The organism is Archangium lipolyticum, assembly GCF_024623785.1.
In the GTDB taxonomy this organism is placed as follows: domain Bacteria; phylum Myxococcota; class Myxococcia; order Myxococcales; family Myxococcaceae; genus Archangium; species Archangium lipolyticum.
Genome location: NZ_JANKBZ010000062.1, coordinates 1 through 21,182, shown reverse-complemented (window position 1 = coordinate 21,182; position 21,182 = coordinate 1). Strand labels below are relative to the sequence as shown.

Below are 21,182 nucleotides of genomic sequence, written 5' to 3'. Positions count from 1 at the left end.
GAATCATCACGCCGCCGATGGTCGCCACTGTCTCGGAACCCGCGACGTCTTCCGTCTCTCCGTGCGCGTTTTATGCTCTGCTGCCCGATCGGTTTGTCCTCCAACCCACGGACTGTGCAGAAGAGCCATTTTTTCGCTTGGGTCTTTCGATCGAAAGATGAGGGGATGGCTCAGGTCCTCCAGGGGAATCGCTGCTCAGTAGCTGAGATTGAGACCGCACTGTCGCGGCGACGGCCTGGGGCCGCTTTCGGGCCAGACTCCCTCGCACACGAACACGTCGAAGAACGAACCGCCCTTGGTGATCCGCATCGGGATGGAAGTGGACAGCGGCATGGGTCCGTTGTCGTCGTTCCTCTTGTCCCAGAGGTTGAAGCCCTTCTTGAACGAGGGAGCGTCTTCCAGGTCCGAGTCCAGGTAGAGGATCGTGTAGGCCGGTGAAGCGTCATCCAGATAGGGTATCGAGGTGCCGAGGATCCGGTCGATGGGCGAGCCGTTGATGGGAATGGTGTCGAGCTTCCCATTACCATTCACGTCCTGGTACGCGAGCAGGACTCCGATCGCGCCCCGGGTGGTGAGGTCTGGCTCAAAGGGCGCCGACAGCGCCTCGTCCGGAGGTGGCTGGTAGACGCGAAACTGGAAGTCCGCGGGGAAGTTGCCCTGGAAGACCACCTCCTCGGTGGCGATGGTCAGGGGCGCGGAGATCCACTTGGGTTTATACGGGCAATCGAGCAGGCATGGGTACCAGGCCAGCGCGAGGCGCACGGGTCTGTACAAGGTGACGCTGGGGTCCAGGGTCAGCGTGCCCTTCAGGGTGAGCAGGGGCTCTTGTAGGGCAACGGGGTCCACGGGAGCCAGGTTCTGGGCTTCCACAAGAGCTGGCTGCTGGGGCTGCACGGGAGCCGGCTCCCTGGTTTCTTCCGCCGGAGTGTTGTCTCCACAGGCGGAGGCGGCGAAGAGCAGGGCGAGCCGCAGTCCCCGAGTGATGCGCGAGTTCGACTTCATGGTGTCCTCCAGGGTCTTTCGAGTGCGAGGGCCCCGGCAGTGGGGCGCTCTTGATGGAGGAACCGGACGAGCCCCCGAAAATGGGAACCGCCTTTTCTGATTTATTTCAGAACCGCCAGCCGGCTCCCGCGGAGACGAGCCCCGCGGCGCGCACGGAAGGCTGCCGCCGAGAGGGGAGATAGCGCAACAGCAGCTGACCCTGGACGAGCGCGAAGGATCGGCCCCACAGGGGGAGCTCCACTCCGGCCACGGGCCCCACGGCCACACCGAGCGCATGGAGCGGCGCGAGGGGGGCCCCACCGAGGTTCTCCTGGATCTCCTCCTCGTCATCGCGGTGCAGGGATTGCCGCATTCCGGTGAGCTCCACCGAAAGGCCCAGGTGCGGCACGAGCGCCCACTGCATCCAGCGGTACCCACCGGAGGCACCGAGACCGAACGCTCGCTCGGTGATGTCGAGCGCCACGCCCCGGTAGGACGCGCCGGTTGCGGTGAGTGTCCCCAGCGCCCACCACGAGCCCCAGGTGTGGCGATAGCCGAGCCCACCCGCGAAGCGGAGGCCCGAACCGCTTATGGGGGCGCTCTCCATCCGCGCCAGGCCCATCAGCGCGGAGTTGCGCAGCGCCACGTACCCGCCCTTCAACGCCACCTCCGTGAAGCGCCGCCAGACGAGCTTGTCCTCCTGGATCTGGCGCTGGCCTCCATAGGGCAGCTCCACCTCCAGGAGGCCGGTGCTCTCCCCCGCGCGCTTGCGCACGAGGTAGCGGCCCGGGGGGACCGCGAGCCGAAGAGGTCGCCCGGACTGCTTGTCCACCTCGGCCATCACGTCCGCTCGTGGTTGGCTCGCGACCACGAAGCGCCCGGAGGCCGCGGCCGGGAAGATGAGTGCGCTGCGCGCGACCTCGGGCTCGGTGAGGATGAGCTCGCCCGTGCCCGACAAATCCCAGGCGTAGGCCGGGTGTTGCCCCGCGCTGCTGGAGCCCGCCACCGTGCGCCGGTAGGCATAGGCGTACGCTTCGGAGAGCGACACCTTGCCGTCCCCCTCGGCGTCCGCGTCCCCTCGCAGGCCGGTGAGCAGGTGGTGGGTGAAGAGCGAGCCCTTGAGGGAGTCCCATTCCTCGGAGCTCTCTCCCGGCCCGCTCGAGGAGATGATCACCTGGCCCTGGAGCGGTAGCCGCTCGAGCGACACGTCATAGGCGGGCGCGGCGGTGCCTCCCTTGCGCTGGGCCAGGGTCCCGCTCTCGCAAGCGTCCACGATGACCACGGCCAGCCGCGCGCCGATCTGCCGGGTGGTGTCGCGCAGCTCGGCGAGTGGCAGTCCGGTACCGGCCAGATGCAGCACGCCGGCCCTGGCATGCGAGGAGATGTAGACCACCAGGACCACGTCGTTGCCAGCGGAGCGGAGCTCGGCGATGCGGCCGGCGACCTCCGCCAGCCGCTGGCGCACGGCCGTGGCCGTCGGGTCCACGAGAAGGTAGGCGCGATCGGTGCGCACACCGCCCAGCTCGATGAACAGCCGCCGGACGCGCTCCGCGTCATCGTCCGCGAAGCTGAGCACCGCGTCATCTGGAGCACCCACGTTGGCGCCGATGGAGACCAGCAGGCGGACCGTCTCGGCCGAAGCGCGGGCGGGCAGCAGGAGGAGCAGCACCGCCGATAGGCGGAGGAGCAACGAATGCAGCGGAGGTTTCGTCATTTCGGTTTCTGGAGGCGGAGCACGCTCACCCGGCAGTCGGGGCAGGAGAGCGTGGGTTGCGCGCGTCCCGCCTGTGCCCGGAGCTGGACGAGCAGGGGCTCGGCGTCCAGCGGGCGAGGGGAGAAGACGGCGAAGAGCCACTCCGGGCCGGGCGCATCATCGAGGACCACGCTCCCCGGAAGGAAGTCCCGCTGCAGCGCTGGCAAGGGTACCGAGGCCTTGCCTCCGAAGGGATGGAAGACGTTCGCCACGCCACGGCCGTCCAGTTCCAGCACCAGCAGGTGGCCGGCCTCGGGCGCCTCGTACGCGAAGCGCAGCGCATCCCCGGTCCGTACCTGGCTATCCGGACCGAGCAGCTCGGGAGTGCCTTTCCCCCGGGCTGCCACCACCTTGAATTCGTTGCCCTTGAAGTGCACCCCCGTCTGCTGCGGGAGGAGGCGCGGCGCAAGCACCACCAGCGCGAGCACCGGCACGCATACGGCCAGCACGGGGAAGAGACGGCGCCAGAAGACCGGAGCCGGCCGGGTGGCGGCGTGACGATCGAGCTGGCTCAGGAAGCGCTCCGTGGGGCGTGCGCGCAGGAAGGCGTCACGGTTCTTCGTAAGGGCCGCGAGTTGTCCACCGCAGGAGGGACAACCTTCCACGTGGGAGAGGGTGGCCTGGGGTGCGGATTCACCGGCACTCAGGGCTTCGAGCACCGCCGCGGGCGGACACCCGGGGCCTCGGAGAGAAGGGGGAAGTGGCGGGCTCATGGGAGCTCCTCGGTTCGGTGTCCCTGCCAGAGCTGGCGGATGCGTTCCTCGAACAGCTTGAGCTTCTTGCCCACCGTGCGGCGGGAGTAGCCCGTCTGTTCGGCAACCTCCTCCTGGGTGTAGCCGTCCAGGAAGTGCAGCACGCCGATGGTGCGCGTTTTGCCGTCGAGTTGCCGCAGCGCCACGCCCAGCAGAGCCCGTTGGTCGGCGTCATCGGGAGAACCCTGGCCGTGCGTCTCCAGGGTGGCGAGCTGGGCCTGCTCGGCCACGGGCTCGCGTCCGCGCCGCTCTATCAGATCGAAGCAGCAGCGCGCGGCGACGGTGTAGAGCCACGCGAGCAGGGAGCCCTCCTCCCGTGGCGGGCCATAGCGTCGCACCCGCAGGAAGGTCTCCTGCAAGGCATCCTCGGCATCCTCCGGGCGGCGTACCAATTGGAGGCAGCGCCGGTGCACCAGGTAGCCGTACTGCTCGTACAGCCGCGCCAGCCATGCGTCATCCATGCCGTGGGACTCCGGGCGGGTAGGGTGACGGAGATTTTTCGGGCACTCGCATTCAAGACGCTCTCCTACACGGGAAAGACAGTCCAAGAGCCAGAAAATGGGAACAGCGATCTGAATCAGGGCCCCAGAGCCCCCGATATCTCCGCTCCGACTACCTGACGCGATGGCAGAATCATCCGGGAGTCAGCCCCGCGGGGACGTGTCGAGGCGTCCCACGCACCCGTTGGCCACTACGGCAGCTACAATGTGTTGGTGGCCGGGTCATACAGCTCGGCCGAGGAGAGCGTGGTACTCGCCGAGGAGCCGCCCGCCACCAGCACCTCACCCGTGGGCAGCAGGACGGCGGTGTGCCACGCGCGAGCCGAGCCCATCATCTCCGTGCTCTCCCAGTGAAGCTTCGCGGGAGCTCGACGAAGAACGTCGACCCCTTCCCGGGCTCGCTTTCTACCCAGATTCCCCCGGCGTGCGCCTGGACGATCTGCCGCGCGATGAAGAGCCCGAGGCCGAGGCCGCCGTAATTGTGCGAGGCGGCGCGCTCGAAACGCTCGAAGATCCGCGTCTGGTCCTCCTTGGGAATGCCTATCCCGCGGTCCTCGAGCCGCAGCAACGCCCTGTCACCCTCGCTCCACACCTTCATCCGGATGGGGCGATGGGCTCCGTACTTGATGGCATTCGTGAGCAGGTTCACCATGACCTGCTCGAGGCGAAGCCTGTCCCACTCCCCGACGACGGAGCCCTCGAGCACCAGCTCCAGAGTGCATCCGGCTCTCTCGAGCGGCTCGGCGAGGCGGTCCGTGACCCCCCGCGCGATGGCGGAGAGATCGACTTCTTCCAGGTGCAGCTCGAGCCGCCCCATGTCGATGCGGGAGACATCGAGGAGCTGCTCGACCAGCTGCGCCAACCGCTGCAACTGGTCACCGAACGTCTCGAGCATTCTCGAGACCGTGCCGCCGAGCTGTGGCTCCAGAGACTGGCGCGCGAGGGTGAGCTCCAGGTGCCGGGCGCGCAGCTTCATGGAGGTGAGGGGCGTCTTGAGCTCATGCGAGGCGATTGACAGGAATTCGTCCCTGACCCGGATGGACTCCTGGGCTTCGCGGTAGAGCAGGGCATTGTCGAGGGCGAACGCCGCTCGGCGTCCCAGCTCCTCCGCCAATGCCAGGTCGGCGGGGCCATATCGACGGCCCGGCCGAGCGGAGAGCAGCGACAGCACGCCAAGGCAGCGCCCCCTCGCCCCAAGCGGCACGCAGATGGATGGTTTCCCCTCCAGCTCCCTCAGTGCATTCCACCGATCCTCCACCGGGATGGGCAGCCCCAGGAGCCCGGGCATCCCCGGGAAGAGCTCCGGCTGGCCGGTGCGTATCACCCGGTGCGGGCCGGTCGAGGCGCTGGCATCCAGTGGATGGCGCTGGAGGAACTCGCGCACGTGCTGGGCCCGAGACGGGAGGACATCGGCCACCGCCACCGGTTGGTGCTGCCCGCTCTCGCCGGGCGCGAAGACGATGCACAGGTCCGCCAGCTCGGGGACCGCGAGCCTGGCGATTCGCTGGAACGTGGTCTCGTAGTCGAGCGAGGTCCCCAGCTCCCGGCTGGCATTGGCCAGGAACTGGAGCTGGTGCTGGCTTCTGCGCAGCGTCTCCTCCGCCTCCTTGACGCCGGTCACGTCACTGATGACGGCGACCCCTCCCCGGAGGATGCCGAGGTCGTCCTTGAGCGGGCGCGCGGTCACGAGCAACCACACTCCCTTCGGCCTCGCGGGGTGACGCATGAAGAGCTCCGCCCTGTCCACGGCCTCGCCCCGGATGGCCCGGACGAGCGGCAGAGCCTCGGTTGGGTAGGGCGTGACCTGGTCTTGCAGGTAGATGCCATAGCTCCCCGGCCATTGCCCGGGGGGTGTGTCCGTCACACCGATTCCCACGATCTGTTCCGCCACCGGGTTGACGAGCACGAGCCGCCCGCTCTCGTCCGCCACCGCCACGCCTTCGCCCATGCTCGCGACGATGGACTCGAGGAGCTGGCTCTTGGCATGGAGCGCATGCTCCGAACGGGCCAGCGCCGCCGCCCGCTCCGAGGCGGCCGCCTCCGCCTGTTTGCGCTCGCGGCTCTCCTCCTTCACCTCGGAATAGAGCCTGGCGTTCTCGAGGGAGATGGCGGCCTGGGAAGCCAGGAGGTCGAGCGTCGCCATCCGGTCCGAGGAGAAGGCGTTCCGCGCCAGGTTGTTTTCCAGGTACAGGAGCGCCACCAGCTCGCCCTGCCTCAAGATGGGCAGGCACAGAGCGGAGCGGGGCCTCCTCGGCGCGGCGGGGTCGTCCGAGCCAGACAGCCCCGGGGCGGACGCATCCCCCAGGATGACCCGCTCCCGGGTCCGCTTCACGTAGTTGATGAGGGATTGGGGCGGAGCCCGAGCCGAGGGCGCCGAAGGAAAGAGCCGGACCACGACCTCCCCCCTCTCGAGCCACGCCTCGGCGCAGATGGACAGCTCCTCTCCGCGGCACAGCATCAGGACGCCCGTCTGGGCACCCGCCTGCTCGAGGAGGACGCGCATCAGGGTCTCCAGGAGCCGCTCCAGGACGATCTCCCCGGAGATGGCCTGAGAGGCCTTCATCACCGAGAGCAGGTCCAGCTGCTCCGGGCGAGCCATGACCGTACCGGACAGGGGGAGCACGGGCTGCTCCACCAGCTCCGGGTAGCGCTCGTCGAGCTGCCGGACCTTCCCGTCGGCCTCCCAGCGCTCGTAGCAGGCTCGGGCTCTCCGGAGATAGGCGCGGGCGAAGTCCTCGAATCCCCGCTGGAGGTAGAACCGGGCGGCCAGCTCGTAGGCGAGGCCCTCGTTCTGGACGAAGCCGTTCTCCTGCGCTGACCGGATCGCGGCCTCGTACAGATGCATGGCCTCCAGGTCTCTCCCGAGGAGGCGGGCGAGCTCCGCCGAAACCAGCGCGGAGGTGTTGAAGAACGTCTCGGGACGGTTCTCCGCCCACTCCTGGAGCTGCCGCTGATGGGCGGTGAGCGTCTCCAGAAGGCTCGCACGCTCATCCGGTGGAACCTTGTCATGCAAGGCGGCCAGGGTGAGTGCGTCGTAGACATGGTAATCATGTATCAGGAGGTGGGAAAAAGTTGCCCACAGGAACTCTCTCGCCCGGGACGCCGCCGCGAGAGCCTCCTCATAATCGCCTGACATGAAGCGGGCCCGCAGCTTGAGGATGTTGTATAGACAAATCATCGCGGTCCCCCGGCTCTCGGCCAGCCGGGCCTCGAATTCCTCCTGGCTGAACCTCTCGTCGGTGAAGGTCGAGAAGGTTCGGGTGAACCCTCGCATGTTCCGGATGAAGCGTTGGGTGCTGACGATGACATCGCCGATACCCTGGTATTTGGCCTTGCGCACGAAGTCCAGCCGCACCTCGGACTCGCGGTAGGCCTCGCTCAGGGGGACGCCCTGGGTGAGCAGGGTCGTGAGGATGGTGTTGCTGCAGTAACAGGCGTGGGCCAGGTCACCCGTCTCGATGCTGACCTGGAATGCGGTCTTGTAATAGCCGAGCGCCTCGGGGAGCGGCCGATTCCAGAAGGTGATCTTCCCCATGAAGTAAAGAACCTTGGCCTTGACGGCGAGGTAGTGGTGCTTTTCGACGAGGTCGCAGGCCACCCTCACGAAGCGATAGCCGTCCTGGTAGCGGTGGAAGGTGGGGCCGAGGATGGAGCCGAAACAGGCGTAGCCATGGGGCATGGCGTCAGTGATGCCATGCCGGAGGCTGAGGTTCACCATGTGGCAGAGGAGGAGGTGGAGCAGCCTGTAGTCCGTGAAAGCTGCCGCGGGCAACAGGGCCGCCAGCACCCTCACGGCAGCCTGTATCTCGAGGTCCGTCATGAGGGGGAGCTCGAGGAGCTCCTCGATGCAACGGCCGCCCAGGCTCACCCAGATCTTCCCATATTCCACTTCGACCTCACTCCAGTTGGGGTGGGGCGACATGCGGATACCGAAGAGCTCGAGGCCTTCCAGGGCGGTGCCGACGGCTCTCTCGTTCTCCGATTTCGTGACATGGAGATTGATCAGGCCGCAATAGGCCGTGGCCTTGTCGACCCGCGTCCTGGCCCGTTCGATGACCCGGGTGAACAGCCGCGCCGCCTCTTCGGTGCCGCCGCTGAGGTACTCGCACTCCGCCAGCTCCTCGTGCAGCGCATACGCCAGTGCGTACTGCTCCTCCCAGCAGCCCCTGGTGAGCAGCGTCACGCCGGCGGACAGATACTTGACGGCGGAGCGGTACGCGGTGGAGGCCTTGGCCTTCCTCCCGGCCAGGAGATTGAGGCTCGCGAGCCGCTCCTTCTCTTCGGGGGAGACGACGGCGGAGGCACCGCGGTTGAGCTGGTCCACCACTGCGAAGACCCTCTCCTCGACCTCCGCTGGTGGGAGATGGGACAGCAGGAGACGGCCGCTTCGCAGGTGCACCTCGCTTCGCTGGTCCTCGGGGAGCAGGGAATAGGCCGCCTGCTGGACCCGGTCGTGAAGGAATTGATAGCTCTCCCCCATCCTCAGCATCAGTCCTTCCCGGACGGCCTCCCACATCTCCCGATGGAGCTCCTCCTCCGGCATGTCGCGAATCACCGCGAGCAGCCTGGTCTCGATGCGCTCGCCGACACTGGCGGCGAGCATCAACGCGTTCCGGGTCGAGTCCGGGAGGCGCTTGAGCCTCTCCACCAGCAGCTCGACGACGTTGTCCGTATAGCGCTTGGTTCGGATCTGGTTGATGTCCCACCGCCATGCCGCCTCCGTCCGATCGAACTCAATCAGCCCCTCCTGATAAATCATTGTCAGGAATTGGGTGGCGAAGAAGGGGTTTCCCTGCGTCTTCTCCTGGATGAGCTGGGCCAGGGTATAGGTATGGCGTGGCTCCTGGTGCAGGGTGTCGGCGATGAGCAGGTTGAGGTGCTCGACGGAGAGTGGCGAGAGGACACGCTCGTTCACGGCCGCTCCCGCCTGACGGAGCTCGCTCAGGGTCAGCATCAAGGGGTGGGAAGGACTGACCTCGTTGTCCCGGTAGGCGCCAATCACCAGGAGGTACCGGGTCTCCGGTTGGGTGAGAAGGTAATGGAGCAGCCGCAGGCTGGCGGCATCGGCCCACTGGAGGTCATCGAGGAAGAGGGCCAGAGGGTGCTCCTGGCGGGTGAACACCTCCATGAACTGCTGGAAGACCCGATGAAAGCGGTGCTGCGCCTCGAGCGGCGGCAGCTCCCGCAGGGGCGGCTGCTTGCCGATGATGAGCTCGATCTGGGGCACGACCTCGATGAGGAGCTGTCCGTTGAGCCCCACGGCGCCCTGGATTCGCCGCTTCCAGTCCGCGATCCTCTCTTCGTCCTCGGTGAGGAGTTGCTGCACGAGCTCACGGAGGGCCTGTGCGATCGTGGCGTAGGGAGTGTCACGCTTGAACTGGTCGAACTTGCCCGAGAGGAAGAACCCTCTCGCCCTCACGATGGGTCTGTGCAGCTCGCGGACCAGAGAGGATTTTCCGATGCCGGAGTATCCGGAGACGAGCAGGAGCTCGGGGGCGCCGCGGGAGACGACCCGCGCGAAGGCGTCCATCAGGGAGGCGACCTCCTCCTCGCGGCCGTAGAGCTTCTGCGGAATCTGGAAGCGTTCCGAGACGTCGTGAGCCCCGAGAGGGAAGCGCGCGATGGACCCGTGTGCCGTCCACTGCTCGAGACACCTCTCCAGGTCGAACTTCAGGCCAGGCGCGCTCTGGTAGCGCTCCTCGGCCATCTTGGACAGCAGCTTGAGGACGATCGACGAGAGCGCCTCGGGAATCACGGGGATGATGTCGGAAGGACTCGGCGGAGGCCTGGCGATGTGGCAGTGGATCCAACCCAGGGGATCCGAGGCATGGAAGGGCAGGGTCCCGGTGAGCATCTCGAAGAGGATGACGCCGAGCGAGTACAGGTCGCTGCGGTAATCGACGGCCCGATTCATCCTTCCCGTCTGCTCGGGAGACAGATAGGGGAGAGAGCCTTCGATGAGCCGAGGGTTCAGCACCTCCTGGTATTCCCGGGGGAGGAGGGAGGCGCTCCCGAAGCCCGTGAGCTTCACTTCGCCCGTTTCGGGGTGGATGAGGATGTTCTGGGGCTTGAGGTCCCTGTGCGCGACGCCATGCCGATGGACCTCGGCGAGGGCTCGAGTGATTCGGATGGCGAGCTGGAGGAAGCGCCCGGGCTCCATGGGAGTGCCGAGGAGTTGAGCGAGGGGAAGGCCGCCAAAATCTTCCAGGACCAGGACCAGCCGGTCCCGGCTGCGCTCCAGGGCATACGGTCTCACCGCGGCCGGGCCCCCCACCTTCTTCCCAACCTCGTACTCGTTCTTCAGTCGCTCGAGCTCCCGGCGGGCCGGGTGCTCGGAGAGGGGCATCTTGAGCGTGACCGGCCGCCCATCCAGCTCCCTCAACGCGCGGTAGACGAGGCTCGAGGCCCCTTTCTGAAGCGCTTCGGTGGCAGTGTATCCCTGGAGGACAGGCAGGCCGACGGGCATGCCGGAAAGGTAATAACTACCTCGGTGCCACTCTACTTCGACGGCCGCGGAGCACTGGCCGAGCCATTCAACCGCGTCACCGCCTGGACGTTGAACACGTTGGGCGTATAGGCGGGATAGAGGCCATGTAGAGGGTGAGGGCTGGAGCGCACAGGGGCCGAGGAGGGCCGCGGACGGGGCCGGCTGAGCAGTGCGCCGATGCCTGACGGCGTGGCTCTTCAGCAGGGCGGCCGAGCGGCTCTACGCAAACAGTTCGCGCAAGTGCCTCTCCAGGATGGGGATCATTTCCCTCACCTTGGGCGAAGAAAAGCGTTGAGGAGGGTAGACAAGGTGCACCGGCGCATACTCCGTGGCCCAATCCGGAAGTACCCGGACGAGCCTCTTCCTGGCGAAGTCTTCCTTCAGCAGCGGTTGGGGCACCAGGGCCAATCCCGCCCCGCGCCTCACGAGGCTCAGGATCCAGGCGAAGGACGTAGATGAGACCACGAAATCAGGCTTCAACCGGATGGTCTCTCCGCTCGCCGAGCGAAGGTGCCACAGCATGTTGCCCTTGTTTCCCTCTTTGCTCACAAAGCCGATGCACGGATGAGCCGTGAGGTCTCGTGGGTGCTGAATGGCCGGGGCTCCCTGGAGATAGCGAGAGCTCGCCACCAGGACCAGGTTTCCCACCCCGAGGCGCTTGGAGCGCAGGCCGGAATCCTCCAGGTGCCCTCCCCGGATGGCGATATCGAATCCCTCGGTGATGAGGTCTACGTAGCGATTGCTGATGTGGGTCTCCACCTTGACCTGAGGATACTTCTCCCGAAACTCGATGACGGCAGCGGATATCTCCGAGTGAGGAATATCCGCGGGCGCGGTGATCCTCAAGGTACCGGTGGGTTGCTGCCGGGCCGCCGTGGCTCCTTCGAAGGCACCCAGCAGGGTCTGGAGCGCGGCTTCGGATTCCTTGAAAAAGGCGGCACCCTCGTCCGTCAGTTTCAACTTCCGGGTGGTTCGGGTCAGGAGGCTCACCCCCAGGGCCTTTTCCAGGCCAACCACCCGGTCACTCACGGTGGAGACGGAGAGACCGAGGCTCCGAGCGGCCTTGCTGAAGCTTCCCGCCCTCACCACGTTCACGAAGATCATCGCTGCATTCAAGTCCGGATTCATCTTTCGCCTATCCGGAAAATATATTGGGATTCTTCGCTCTTCTCAATGGGGTCTGCCGGGCCAAGAATGGGGGTATCAAATGAACGAGACCCCGATGACCAGGACCATTGCGAAGGAATCCATCCAGCAGCTCTTTACCGAAGCCCGCACCCATCATTTCTGGCAGAACAAGCCCGTCTCGGAGCAGACCCTGCGGGAACTCTACGAGCTGATGAAGTGGGGACCCACGTCGGTGAACTCCGCACCGGCGAGGATCGTGTTCGTGCGGAGTGAATCGGAGAAGGCCAGGCTCTATCCAGCCTTGATGGGGTCCAACATCGAGCAGGTGAAATCGGCCCCCGTGACGGCAATCATTGCTTACAATGAGAAGTTCTACGAAGACCTGCCCCGGCTCTTTCCGAGCTATGATGCGAGGCCTTTCTTTGTCAATGATCCCAGGTTCAGCTACGACACGGCCTTTCGCAACAGCTCCCTCCAGGGAGCCTACTTGATTTTCGCGGCCCGCGCGCTTGGCTTGGATGTCTGCCCCATGTCAGGCTTTTATAATGCGGAGGTGGACAAGGTCTTCTTCGCGGGCACGAACCTCAAATCGAACTTCATCTGCACGATCGGGTATGGTGACAGTTCGAAGCTCTACCCGCGGGGACCGCGCCTGTCTTTCGAGGAGGTTTGCACGATTGTTTGAGCGCCGCGCGGAAGCCGACGGCTCTCCTGAGACGGTGTCACCAGCTTCAGATGCGGCAGCTCGGGCCATGCGCCGGACCGGGACGTCGTCTACTCACGCAGCTGCTCGACCCATATCGGGAACTCCAGGCGCTGAGACCTGGTCTCGGCGCCTGCGCCCCGAGCACGGGGCTGCACCGGCCTTCCCAACCCCGTGCCGCGAATCTCCCTTGGCGCATAGCCGAATCGCTTCCGGAAGACCCGGCTGAAGTGGGCCTCGTTCATCAACCCGAATTCCGATGCGACGTCCGCGATACGGCGGTGCTCACCGGAGTCCGCCAGGGCGGAGTGGATGCGCTCGAGGCGACGCCCCAGGATGTATCGTGCGACCCCCTGGAATGGCGCGAAGAGCTCGTAGAGGACCGAGCGCGAGACTCCCACGGCCGCGCTGATTCGCGCCGACGAGAGGTCCGGCTCCGTCAGGTTCCGCTCGATGAAGCGCCGTGCGCGCACCAGCGCCGTGGCCTGGAGGTGTGGTCGGACTCCACCGAGGGTCGCCCGTGTCGGCATCAGACACGCCGCGATGACCTGCTGGGTAGCGCGGGCCAGTTGCGGCGCCTGGCTGGCCGTCAGCGCAGGCGCGGCACGAATCAGGGACTGCGTGTGCTCCAGGAGCAACCGCGCCATTCCGCCCGTCAGCCGGGCACCATGCAGCGTCTCGGTCGCGGGCAGCACCTGGGCCATCATGCTCCGGGGCAGGACAATGCAGGCGCCCGACAGGGGCCCCATCGGCAGGGACAGCGGCTGACCCAGGTCCTGGATCAGCACCTCCCCGTCGGCCAATCCCAGGATGAAATGGTCGAGCGAGTCCGAGCGGATTCTTGCGGGCGAGCGCTCATACGCCAGCGCATCCGCGCGCATGGTGCCCAGAATCATCGGTCCGAGCTGGATGCAGGTGGCCCTGGCACGGAACCGGCCCCGGGCCGCGTCCGTGGAGGGAGAGACCTCGTACAGCGCCGACATGGCGTCGTGCCACGCCCCGAAGCGCTCCGCCTCGGGCAGTGCCTCCGTCGAGAAGCGGGCAATGGGCAGTGGGGGCGTCGTCAAGGGGTACCGGGCCTCTTTCTGCGCGACCCCCGGCGTCCCGTCAAGCCTCCTGGGCACCAGGGCGTGGCGCGGAAGCGTCCACCACCCAGTTTCCATGGAACCCGAAGGGGACACGCCGTGGCACGGCCGCGGTCGCGATGGGGCCGCGGCCGATGCCCAGCGCTTCGAAGACCAGCAGGTCGCTGCGATTCTCCGCGGCCCGCCACACCACCGCGGTGAGCCACCCGTCTCCCTCCGCGGCAGTGGCGGAGCGAGGGATGAACACGGGCTCCGAGACGAGGTCTCCGCGAGGGAGAGCATACACCTGCCGCTGGCCCGTCTTCACGTCCAGGTGGACAAGGGCGTTGAGGCGCAATGGCTCGCAGGTGTTCTCACCGTGGAGGTCCGCGCCATACCAGCCGTGGCGGTAGGGCAGGCCCGTCCGGCGCTCATCGAAGCGTGGAAACTCACCCTCCAGGTCGTCGATGGGCTCCTGTCGAATGGTGTCCGAAGCGCCCGACAGGTCGAAGGTCCAGCGCCAGAGGCGGGCCATTCCATGGGGGCCGGCAGTGCCATCAGCCAGGGGGAACATCGGAGCCGCGTCATAACGGAAGACATCCGCGAAGAGCCTGCCGTCCGCTTCCCAGGCGTTCATTGGATGGAAGACGTGGCACGCCTCGGTGTTGAACCAGCGCAGCGTCGACACGTCGGCATCCCGGCGCATCACGCCGACATAGGCGGCGCGCGAGGGTTCCCAGGCAATGGCCGGAAGGCCCCGCGCGGCCCGCTCCACGCTTCCGGTCAGCGGCAGGACCGGGAACAGGACGTGGTGCTCGGTCACCAGGAAGTCATGCATCATGGAGCAGTAGGGCGCCTGGAAGTCGTCCCGTCGGATGACCCTGCCCCTGGCATCCGTCACCCCATAGCGGACCGTGGCACTCAACGGCGCTTCACCGACGTCGTAGGCGAACCAGACCAATTCCCCGGTCCGGGGGTCGACCTTGGGATGCGCGGTGACGCGTCCTCCAGGGCCGGAAACATAGCCACAAGGCTCCAGGCTCCCGTGGGCGACTTCAAAGGGAGGATAGGACTCGTTCAGCGCCAGCAGCCGGCCGGCGTGGTGGAGGATGTTGGTATTGGCGACACCCGCGTCCCGCCCCTGCGCAAGCGGATCATTGAGCGCCGTATTGAAGCCCGCGAACAGCGAGCGTCCAGCGGCGTGCTCCCACTCCCATTTCGGAGTCCGCACGTACCGGTTCCGGTAGCTCACGGTGCCGCCCTCGAAGTGGAAGGCATGAACCATTCCGTCGCCGGCGAACCAGTGGTGGTGAGGGTCACGCGGCTCGAACTGCGGATTGGGACCGATGCGGTAGAGCGTGCCGCGTATCCCGGCAGGAAGCTCGCCCCTGATCTGCAGGGTGAAATCATCCTCGGAGCGAATGGGCGCGAAGTTGCCCATGAGGTAGGGGTTGATGGAAGGACGGCGGTCCATGGCGGTTCTCCGGAGGTGACCGGTGCGGATGGCACCGGCGGGGTCGGCGTGAGGCTTTCCTCGCCGCTCCGGGCTCCTCATACGCCCAGGGCTCGAACCACCGTTATCGCGTGCGTCCGGGATTCTTGACTGCGCATCCGGAGGAGCCTGCCTGCCGTCAGTCCCGGGTATGGGCGGGATAGAGGCCATGTAGAGGGTGAGGGCTGGAGCGCACAGGGGTCGAGGAGGGCCGCGGACGGGGCCGGCCATTAGCGCATCCGTGATGGGACAGCTCAGAGCTCACTTGCCGAGCAGCACGTCCCGCAGGAGCACGAACGTCGCCGACGGATCCTGCAGCTGCATGTCGTGGCGCAGGTGGGGCAGCCTGCGCACATCCCACCCGAACCCCGTCAGTGCCGTGGCAAGCGCCTCTGGCAACACGGCCTTGCTGTCCGCGGAGAGCACGACGGTGGAGGGCACGACGGGCCTGGCGGCGACCACCGGGCGGAAAGCGATGTCCCGGAAGACGCTCGTCGCCATGCGCTTGTCGAAGCGCGCCGTCGCGTCCGAGATGAGGCGCTGCGTGCGCTCCGGGTAGCCCTTGCGCGCCGCCGCGTTCGAGCGCGCGGTGAAGAGGGCGGCGACACCGAGTGTCAGGGCCGGAGCCGCCCAGAACAACCGACCCCGGAGCCCGGAGGTCGGCAGGCCCAGCTGGAAGCCTGGATCCAGGTACACCGCGTGGCCTGGCCGCAACCGCTCCACCGCCGCCGCGAGCACCGCGCCTCCGAGCGAGTGTCCCACGACGACGTCGAGGTTACGCGGGAAGGTCTCGACGAGATCGTCGGCGAACTCGGCGAGCGTCCACGAGTCCGGCCGCGGACTGCGGCCATGGCCCCGCAGATCGGGCGCGAAAACCGTCACCTCGCCCGCCGCGCGGAGCTGCTCGATGAACGGCTCCCAGGTGGACGAGTCGACACCGAGCCCATGTACCAGTCCGATGCGGCGGGGGCCGTTGCCCACGATCGTTGTCTCGAGTTTCACGAGGCGAGCCTACCCTCTCGGCTACACCATGGCCCCGTGCGCGAGCGCGGTGCTCACGGAGGATTCCACGTCCAACGCGTGGCTACGCTACCATCCCCAGTGAAGCGAGATGTCCACGTGGCCCGGGCAATCGTCGAGGGGAGCACGCAGGCCGGCGTCGCGCTCCAGGCCGCGCTGCACCCCCAGACACAGCTCGTGGAATGAGCGTCGTGACTCCCGCTGTGCGCGCCTGAAGCCCGGCAACACGTCGGGCCGCTCGAGATCCGCCGCGAAGGACGCCGCGCGTGCCTGCAGCTCATTGAAGGCCCTGGCCAGCGGCGCGGCGTCCATCCTGCATCGGTGCGCCACGAGGCGTTCCTCGGCGGCGTGACACTCCTCGACGCACGTCAGGAGCCGCTGGAACGTCGCCAGCGTTTCCTCCGAAAACGTGACGCGGAAGAAGGTATCGGGCTCGGTCGCCAGAGCAGTGATGGTCTCGAACAGCTCTGCCAACGAGTACCAGGCGAGCCACACCATCCGCTCCGGATGCCCGAACCGCAGATCCACGACCCACTTCGGGTGGATGTCCTTCGAGTCCATGGCCGTCAGAAGAGCACGACCATCGTGCCCTCGGGAATCTGGTCATACAGCGAGGTGATGTCCGGCGTGTGCATCACCACGCAGCCCCAGGACAGGCGACCGTCGCTCCCCGCGAGCGTCCACTCCTCCGTCCAGGCGTATAGGGGGGATAGAGGCCATGTAGAGGGTGAGGGCAGGAGCGCACAGGGGCCGAGGAGGGCCGCGGACGGGGCCGGCTGAGCAGTGCGCCAGGCTGGTGGACAAGCCGCGCAGCCTCTTGGGGTACACGCCAGCCCAGGCCGCCCTCCAATGAGGTGCGAGGCAGGGGCCTGGCTCTCTTGGCTGGGGCGGAGTGGTTGAAGACGTCGTCCTGACTCCGGCGGACCTCGAAAAGCTGACAACGGGGCTCGGCTCCGACGGGTACCGCTGGAGCAGCGGGGTCCATTGCGCGAAGGGGATGTCCATCACCTACCTCATCGGGCAGCCGCCTGCGTGAGGTGTGGGGGCAGGCGCGAAGGCTTCGGCCGAGACGCCCATCGCCGCCGCGATGGTGCGCAGGTCCTCCAAGCTGATTTCGAAGTGCCCGCGGCGGGCCAGCATGCCCCAGTGGGGGTTGCTCCTGATGAAGTCGAGGCTCTGGCCAAGCCTCGCAAGGGGCACCTCGCGCGCGGCGCGCTCGAAGCGCACGTCCCGGCGGTAGGGCACGAAGCCGCCTCCCATGTCGAAGGGCACCGTACGTGCTCCGTGGACGCGGCCCAGCGCGGTGAACGCCCGGAGCGGCTCGCCTCCGCGCATTTCCGTTCTCGGCGAGTAGTACACGAGCCAGTCCCCCACGCTCATCTTCTCCAGAGGCAGGCGCTTGCCGTGGCAGAGCTGGGCGAAGCCGCCCTCCACTCCGCGCAGGACGTGCGCCCTCGAGACGACACCCACCCAGGCGCGCGTCATGAGCGCTGCTCCGCGTGACGCACGGAAGAGTGCCTCGGGGGGGTGGAGACGACGGGCTCATGGACGTGGCGGCGCATGGGGGCTCCTTCGAGGTCGGCGGCGTGCCGACGAAGGACACCGTCTCACAGGGGTACTGCCAGTTTCTGTCAGGAGCCGCTCACCCGGGCCGTGGCTCGGGGATGGCCTCGCGCGCGCGCCACTCGCGCAGCAGCGTGGCGCGGGGGCGGCCGATGCGCTCGGTGAGCGGGGCCCACGAGGTGATGCGGTCCGTGCGGAAGTTGCGGAAGTCCTGCCTCGTCTCGCACCACGAGATGACGACGCGGGCGCGCTCGAAGAAGGCGAGGCCCAGGGGCCAGACGGTGCGGGTGCTCTGGACGCCCCGCGGGTCGAGGTAGCGGATGCTCGCCTTGCACTGCTCGCGGATGGAGCGGCGCACGAGGGCAAGGTCCACACCGTCCGGTGGGCGCTCCCGCGCGGGGCCGGCCAGGAGCGACACGTCGTCCACGAGGGAATGCAAGTCCCTGGGCAGCACGGCGCGCAGCTTGGCGACCACATCCACGCAGGCCCGGCCGAGCCCGCCATCCCCGTGCTCGGAGACCAGCCGCAGGCCGAGCACCAGGGCTTCGAGCTCCTCGTCGCTGAACATCAGCGGAGGCAGGAGGAAGCCCGGGCGCAGCAGGTATCCCACACCGGCCTCGCCCTCGATGGAGGCTCCCTGGGAGCGGAGCGTCTGCACGTCGCGATAGATGGAGCGCACCGACACGCCGAGCTCTTCGGCCAGCGACTCGGCACTGACGGGTTGGCGGTAGCGGCGCAGCACCTGCATCAGCCGCAGCAGTCGCTCGGAGCGGGACATGCTCCCCATGCTGCCAGAAAATGGCGGGAGCCGGACGCGTTCGCCACAGATGGCGGTCAGTCGCTGACGACCGCCCGCATGAGCCTGCCCCGGTTTTGTGGACATACCCCATAAGTCGGCTACACGGGAGGTAGTGTCCATGGAGCGAAGGAAGAGGCGGAGTTTCACTCCGGAGTTCAGGGCCGATGCGGTGAGCCTGCCCCGGTTCGGGGGACAGCAGCACGTGGCGCGCCTGCACCGCGGGCCACACGTACCCCGAGAGCAGGAAGCGCCGCTCGAGCTGCACCACGCCGCGCACCACCAGCTCCCCGTCTCGCCCGGGTGGAAGCGTGAGTCGCTCAAATCCAAGGTCCAAGTGGCGGCATGTGCCAGTCCCGCACGCCTCACTGGACTTGAAGTGCCTGGATTCACTCACGATTCTTCGAAGAGCGTGGGCCGCCAACTCCTCCGGCTGTAACACCCTGGCGGCCCGTGGGTCCAACCTCCAACTCGAACACGGGAGGTTGCACATGAAGAGGTTCGCTCAGAAGGTCGCGGTCATCACCGGGGGCACCAGCGGAATCGGATTCGCCACTGCGCGGCTGCTCGCGGAGGAAGGGGCGAAGGTCGTTGTCTTCGCGCGCTCGGAGGATGGCCTGGCGGAGACGGTGAAGTCGCTCGGCCCGAACGCACATGCGGTGCGGGGGGATGTGACGCGCGGGGCCGACCTGGAGCGCCTGTTCCAGGAGACGCGCCAGCGCTTCGGCGGAATCGACATCCTGTTCGCGAACGCGGCGGTGGTGAAGCTGATGCCCCTGGCCGACACCACCGAGGCGCTGTTCGACGAGCTCGTCGCGGTGAACATGAAGGGGACGTTCAATACGCTGCGGCAGGCCATCCCACACCTGAATGACGGCGCGTCGGTGGTGGTGACGACGTCGTGGCTCAACCGCATCGGCTTCGAGGGGTCGAGCGTGCTGAGCATGACGAAGGCGGCGCTCCGTTCGCTCGTCCGCGTGGCCGCCGCCGAGCTGGCACCGCGAGGGATTCGCGTCAACGCGGTGTGCCCCGGCGCCATCGAGACCCCGCTGTGGGGGAAGCTGGGACTGCCCGCCGAGCAGCTCGAGGCCGCGGGGGCGAGCATCACCGCGCAGATTCCGGTGAAGCGCTGGGGCCGCCCCGAGGAGATTGCCCGCGCCGTGCTGTTCCTCGCGGCACCGGATTCGTCGTATGTCACGGGCACGGAGCTCGCGGTCGACGGAGGCCTGCGCCAGGTATGACGTCGCTTGAAGAGAATCCCTTCCACCCCGGCTACGACACCGACGGCGACCACGGCCTCGTGGCGCGCGCGGTCGACGGCAGCAAGGACGCGCTGCGCGAGCTCGTCGCCCGGCACCAGCCCTTCGTCTACAACCTGTCGCTGAAGATGTGCGGGCGGCGGGAGGACGCCGAGGACCTCACCCAGGAGGTCTTCGTGAAGGTCATCACCTCTCTGCGCACCTTCCGTGCGGAGAGTGCGTTCCGGACCTGGCTCTACCGGCTCACCGTCAATCACCTCCTCAAGAGCCGCCGGCGCGGGATGGAGGTGCTGGCCGACGACTTCCAGACCTACTTCGCCCGGATCGCGGCGGTTCCGGACGAGGCGATGACGCCACAGGAGCTGCGGGACGCCGCCGGTACGGTCGAAGAGCTGCGGATTCGGTGCACGACGGGCATGTTGATGTGCCTGGACCGTGAGCAGCGAATCACCTACGTGCTCGGCGAGCTTTTCGGGGTGGACCATCAGCTCGGCGGCGAGCTGCTGGAAATCTCTCCGGGGAACTTCCGCGTTCGGCTCTCCCGGGCGCGCAAGGACCTGTACAGCTGGATGAACCAGCGCTGTGGGCTCGTCAACGCGGCCAACCCCTGTCGGTGCGACAAGAAGACCCGGGGCTATGTGCGCAGCGGCGCGGTGGACCCGAAGCACCTCGTGTTCAACACCGACTACGTCGACAGGATCGAGGCCCTCACGCGCAGCGGGTCGTCGGAGGTCATCGACACCGTCGAGCAGCTCCACCAGCGGGTCTTCCTGGAGCACCCGCTCCAGGTCAGCCGCTCGAAGGTGGTCGACGAAATCCTCCGCAACGACACCCTCCGCACGTTCTTCAGCATCTGAACCGAGTACCGCAACCAGGTCGCCTCGCCAGTCGCATGGCCGTCGTGAACGGAGACCCGTGCGGGTGTGAGCCATGCTCCACCCGCACGGGCGGTCGCGCGCCGGGCAGATGGAGAAGCCGTCGGTCGTCACCCGCACCGGCATTCGCCAGCGACTGGCGCGGGGGGCGCACCCGCCCCGCACGTCACGTGCGCAGTCCAACCCGCTCCAGGTAGTCGTTCAGGGCCGCGAGCTCGTGCTGGGTGACCACCGCGCCGATGTAGCCGTCCGGCCGCACCAGCACCCAGTCACCCGGCTGCACCCCGTAAGCCCGCTGGAATGGCCCTGGGCATCGACGATGTCACCACGCGGTCCGACGGCATGGATGTGCAGATGGGGGCGCGGGGGGAGGAGTGCCGAGTCGCGAGCCGTCTCGTAGCCGAGCAACGTCCAATGGGGACCCTGGAAGAGCTTGAAGAGCCGGGTGGGCAGTCCAGCGCTTCCGAGGACGGGCGACCCGCCGCTCCTGCTCCGCAAATCAGCACGTCCGTCGTCAATGGGGATGTCATGGGCTCCCCAATGAGTGTATAATGCACATAATTGGGAGGAGGGGATGATGTCAAGAAGAAATGTGCAAAATGCACATATTGGCTCCAAGATACGGGAGCTCCACATGGCGCTGCTGGACATCGTCAGCGCCATGAACCGGCCGCAGCGGGATGAGGCCATGGTCAAGGCCGCGGGGATCGCGCTCGACCGGGCCCTGTTCCCCCTGCTGGTGGGCATCGAGCGCTTGGGTCCCATCGGGGTCGTGGAGCTGGCGGACCGCGCCGGGCGCGACTACACGA

Annotated in this window: 17 protein-coding genes; 3 read left to right on the top strand and 14 right to left on the bottom strand. The window is 67.1% G+C overall.

Features of this window, described 5'->3' with window-relative positions; genetic code table 11:
• Positions 1-195: 195 nt before the first annotated feature.
• From NR810_RS51400 to NR810_RS51370, 7 genes are all read right to left on the bottom strand, one after another.
• A complete protein-coding gene (locus tag NR810_RS51400; protein ID WP_257463514.1) occupies positions 196-1,002 on the bottom strand; it encodes a hypothetical protein in 807 nt (268 codons plus the stop codon).
• 106 nt (positions 1,003-1,108) lie between these two features.
• A complete protein-coding gene (locus NR810_RS51395) occupies positions 1,109-2,695 on the bottom strand; it encodes a caspase family protein (RefSeq protein ID WP_257463513.1) in 1,587 nt (528 codons plus the stop codon).
• A complete protein-coding gene (locus NR810_RS51390) occupies positions 2,692-3,447 on the bottom strand; it encodes a hypothetical protein (protein WP_257463512.1) in 756 nt (251 codons plus the stop codon). The genes NR810_RS51395 and NR810_RS51390 overlap by 4 nt, the downstream gene beginning before the upstream one ends.
• Positions 3,444-3,947 (bottom strand): RNA polymerase sigma factor, encoded by a 504-nt coding sequence (locus NR810_RS51385; protein ID WP_257463511.1) that lies wholly within the window; start codon positions 3,945-3,947, stop codon positions 3,444-3,446. The genes NR810_RS51390 and NR810_RS51385 overlap by 4 nt, the downstream gene beginning before the upstream one ends.
• 239 nt (positions 3,948-4,186) lie before the next feature.
• Positions 4,187-4,321, bottom strand: a complete 135-nt coding sequence (locus NR810_RS51380; protein ID WP_306819230.1) for a kelch repeat-containing protein — start codon at positions 4,319-4,321, stop codon at positions 4,187-4,189.
• Positions 4,318-10,452 carry an AAA family ATPase gene (locus NR810_RS51375; protein WP_257463510.1) on the bottom strand — a complete coding sequence of 2,045 codons (6,135 nt, stop codon included), beginning with the start codon at positions 10,450-10,452 and terminating at the stop codon, positions 4,318-4,320. The genes NR810_RS51380 and NR810_RS51375 overlap by 4 nt, the downstream gene beginning before the upstream one ends.
• 240 nt (positions 10,453-10,692) lie before the next feature.
• Positions 10,693-11,601 carry a LysR family transcriptional regulator gene (locus NR810_RS51370; protein ID WP_257463509.1) on the bottom strand — a complete coding sequence of 303 codons (909 nt, stop codon included), beginning with the start codon at positions 11,599-11,601 and terminating at the stop codon, positions 10,693-10,695.
• Between the two features lie 79 nt (positions 11,602-11,680).
• Here NR810_RS51370 and NR810_RS51365 point away from each other — a divergent pair, with 79 nt between their 5' ends.
• Positions 11,681-12,286 (top strand): malonic semialdehyde reductase, encoded by a 606-nt coding sequence (locus NR810_RS51365; RefSeq protein ID WP_204219551.1) that lies wholly within the window; start codon positions 11,681-11,683, stop codon positions 12,284-12,286.
• Positions 12,287-12,375: 89 nt separating this feature from the next.
• On the opposite strand, the gene NR810_RS51360 is transcribed toward NR810_RS51365, so the two are convergent.
• The 6 genes from NR810_RS51360 to NR810_RS51335 all read right to left on the bottom strand — a co-directional run bounded on the left by NR810_RS51360 (position 12,376) and on the right by NR810_RS51335 (position 18,221).
• Positions 12,376-13,371 (bottom strand): helix-turn-helix domain-containing protein, encoded by a 996-nt coding sequence (locus NR810_RS51360; RefSeq protein ID WP_257463508.1) that lies wholly within the window; start codon positions 13,369-13,371, stop codon positions 12,376-12,378.
• 40 nt (positions 13,372-13,411) lie between these two features.
• Positions 13,412-14,842: a carotenoid oxygenase family protein gene (locus NR810_RS51355; RefSeq protein ID WP_257463507.1), complete on the bottom strand. Its 1,431-nt coding sequence runs from the start codon at positions 14,840-14,842 to the stop codon at positions 13,412-13,414.
• A 279-nt stretch (positions 14,843-15,121) separates the two neighbouring features.
• Complete coding sequence (locus NR810_RS51350) at positions 15,122-15,862, bottom strand: alpha/beta fold hydrolase (protein ID WP_257463506.1); 741 nt, start codon at positions 15,860-15,862, stop codon at positions 15,122-15,124.
• Positions 15,863-15,949: 87 nt separating this feature from the next.
• On the bottom strand, positions 15,950-16,441 hold the full coding sequence (locus NR810_RS51345) for a hypothetical protein (RefSeq protein WP_257463505.1): 492 nt from the start codon (positions 16,439-16,441) through the stop codon (positions 15,950-15,952).
• Positions 16,442-16,888: 447 nt separating this feature from the next.
• Entirely contained in the window at positions 16,889-17,365 is a 477-nt protein-coding gene (locus NR810_RS51340; protein WP_257463504.1) for an EVE domain-containing protein, read from the bottom strand.
• 157 nt (positions 17,366-17,522) lie between these two features.
• Positions 17,523-18,221, bottom strand: coding sequence for a helix-turn-helix transcriptional regulator (locus NR810_RS51335; RefSeq protein WP_257463503.1), 699 nt, complete (start codon positions 18,219-18,221; stop codon positions 17,523-17,525).
• A gap of 509 nt (positions 18,222-18,730) precedes the next feature.
• Here NR810_RS51335 and NR810_RS51330 point away from each other — a divergent pair.
• Together NR810_RS51330 and NR810_RS51325 are read left to right on the top strand one after the other, a co-directional pair.
• Complete coding sequence (locus tag NR810_RS51330) at positions 18,731-19,480, top strand: SDR family oxidoreductase (RefSeq protein WP_257463502.1); 750 nt, start codon at positions 18,731-18,733, stop codon at positions 19,478-19,480.
• The gene (locus tag NR810_RS51325; protein ID WP_257463501.1) at positions 19,477-20,355 is read left to right on the top strand and encodes an RNA polymerase sigma factor; all 879 of its coding nucleotides are present in this window, start codon (positions 19,477-19,479) and stop codon (positions 20,353-20,355) included. The genes NR810_RS51330 and NR810_RS51325 overlap by 4 nt, the downstream gene beginning before the upstream one ends.
• 184 nt (positions 20,356-20,539) lie before the next feature.
• Here the strand turns inward: NR810_RS51325 and NR810_RS53105 are convergent, their stop codons facing one another.
• The gene (locus tag NR810_RS53105; protein ID WP_456062049.1) at positions 20,540-20,656 is read right to left on the bottom strand and encodes a hypothetical protein; all 117 of its coding nucleotides are present in this window, start codon (positions 20,654-20,656) and stop codon (positions 20,540-20,542) included.
• Between the last annotated feature and the right edge of the window lie 526 nt (positions 20,657-21,182).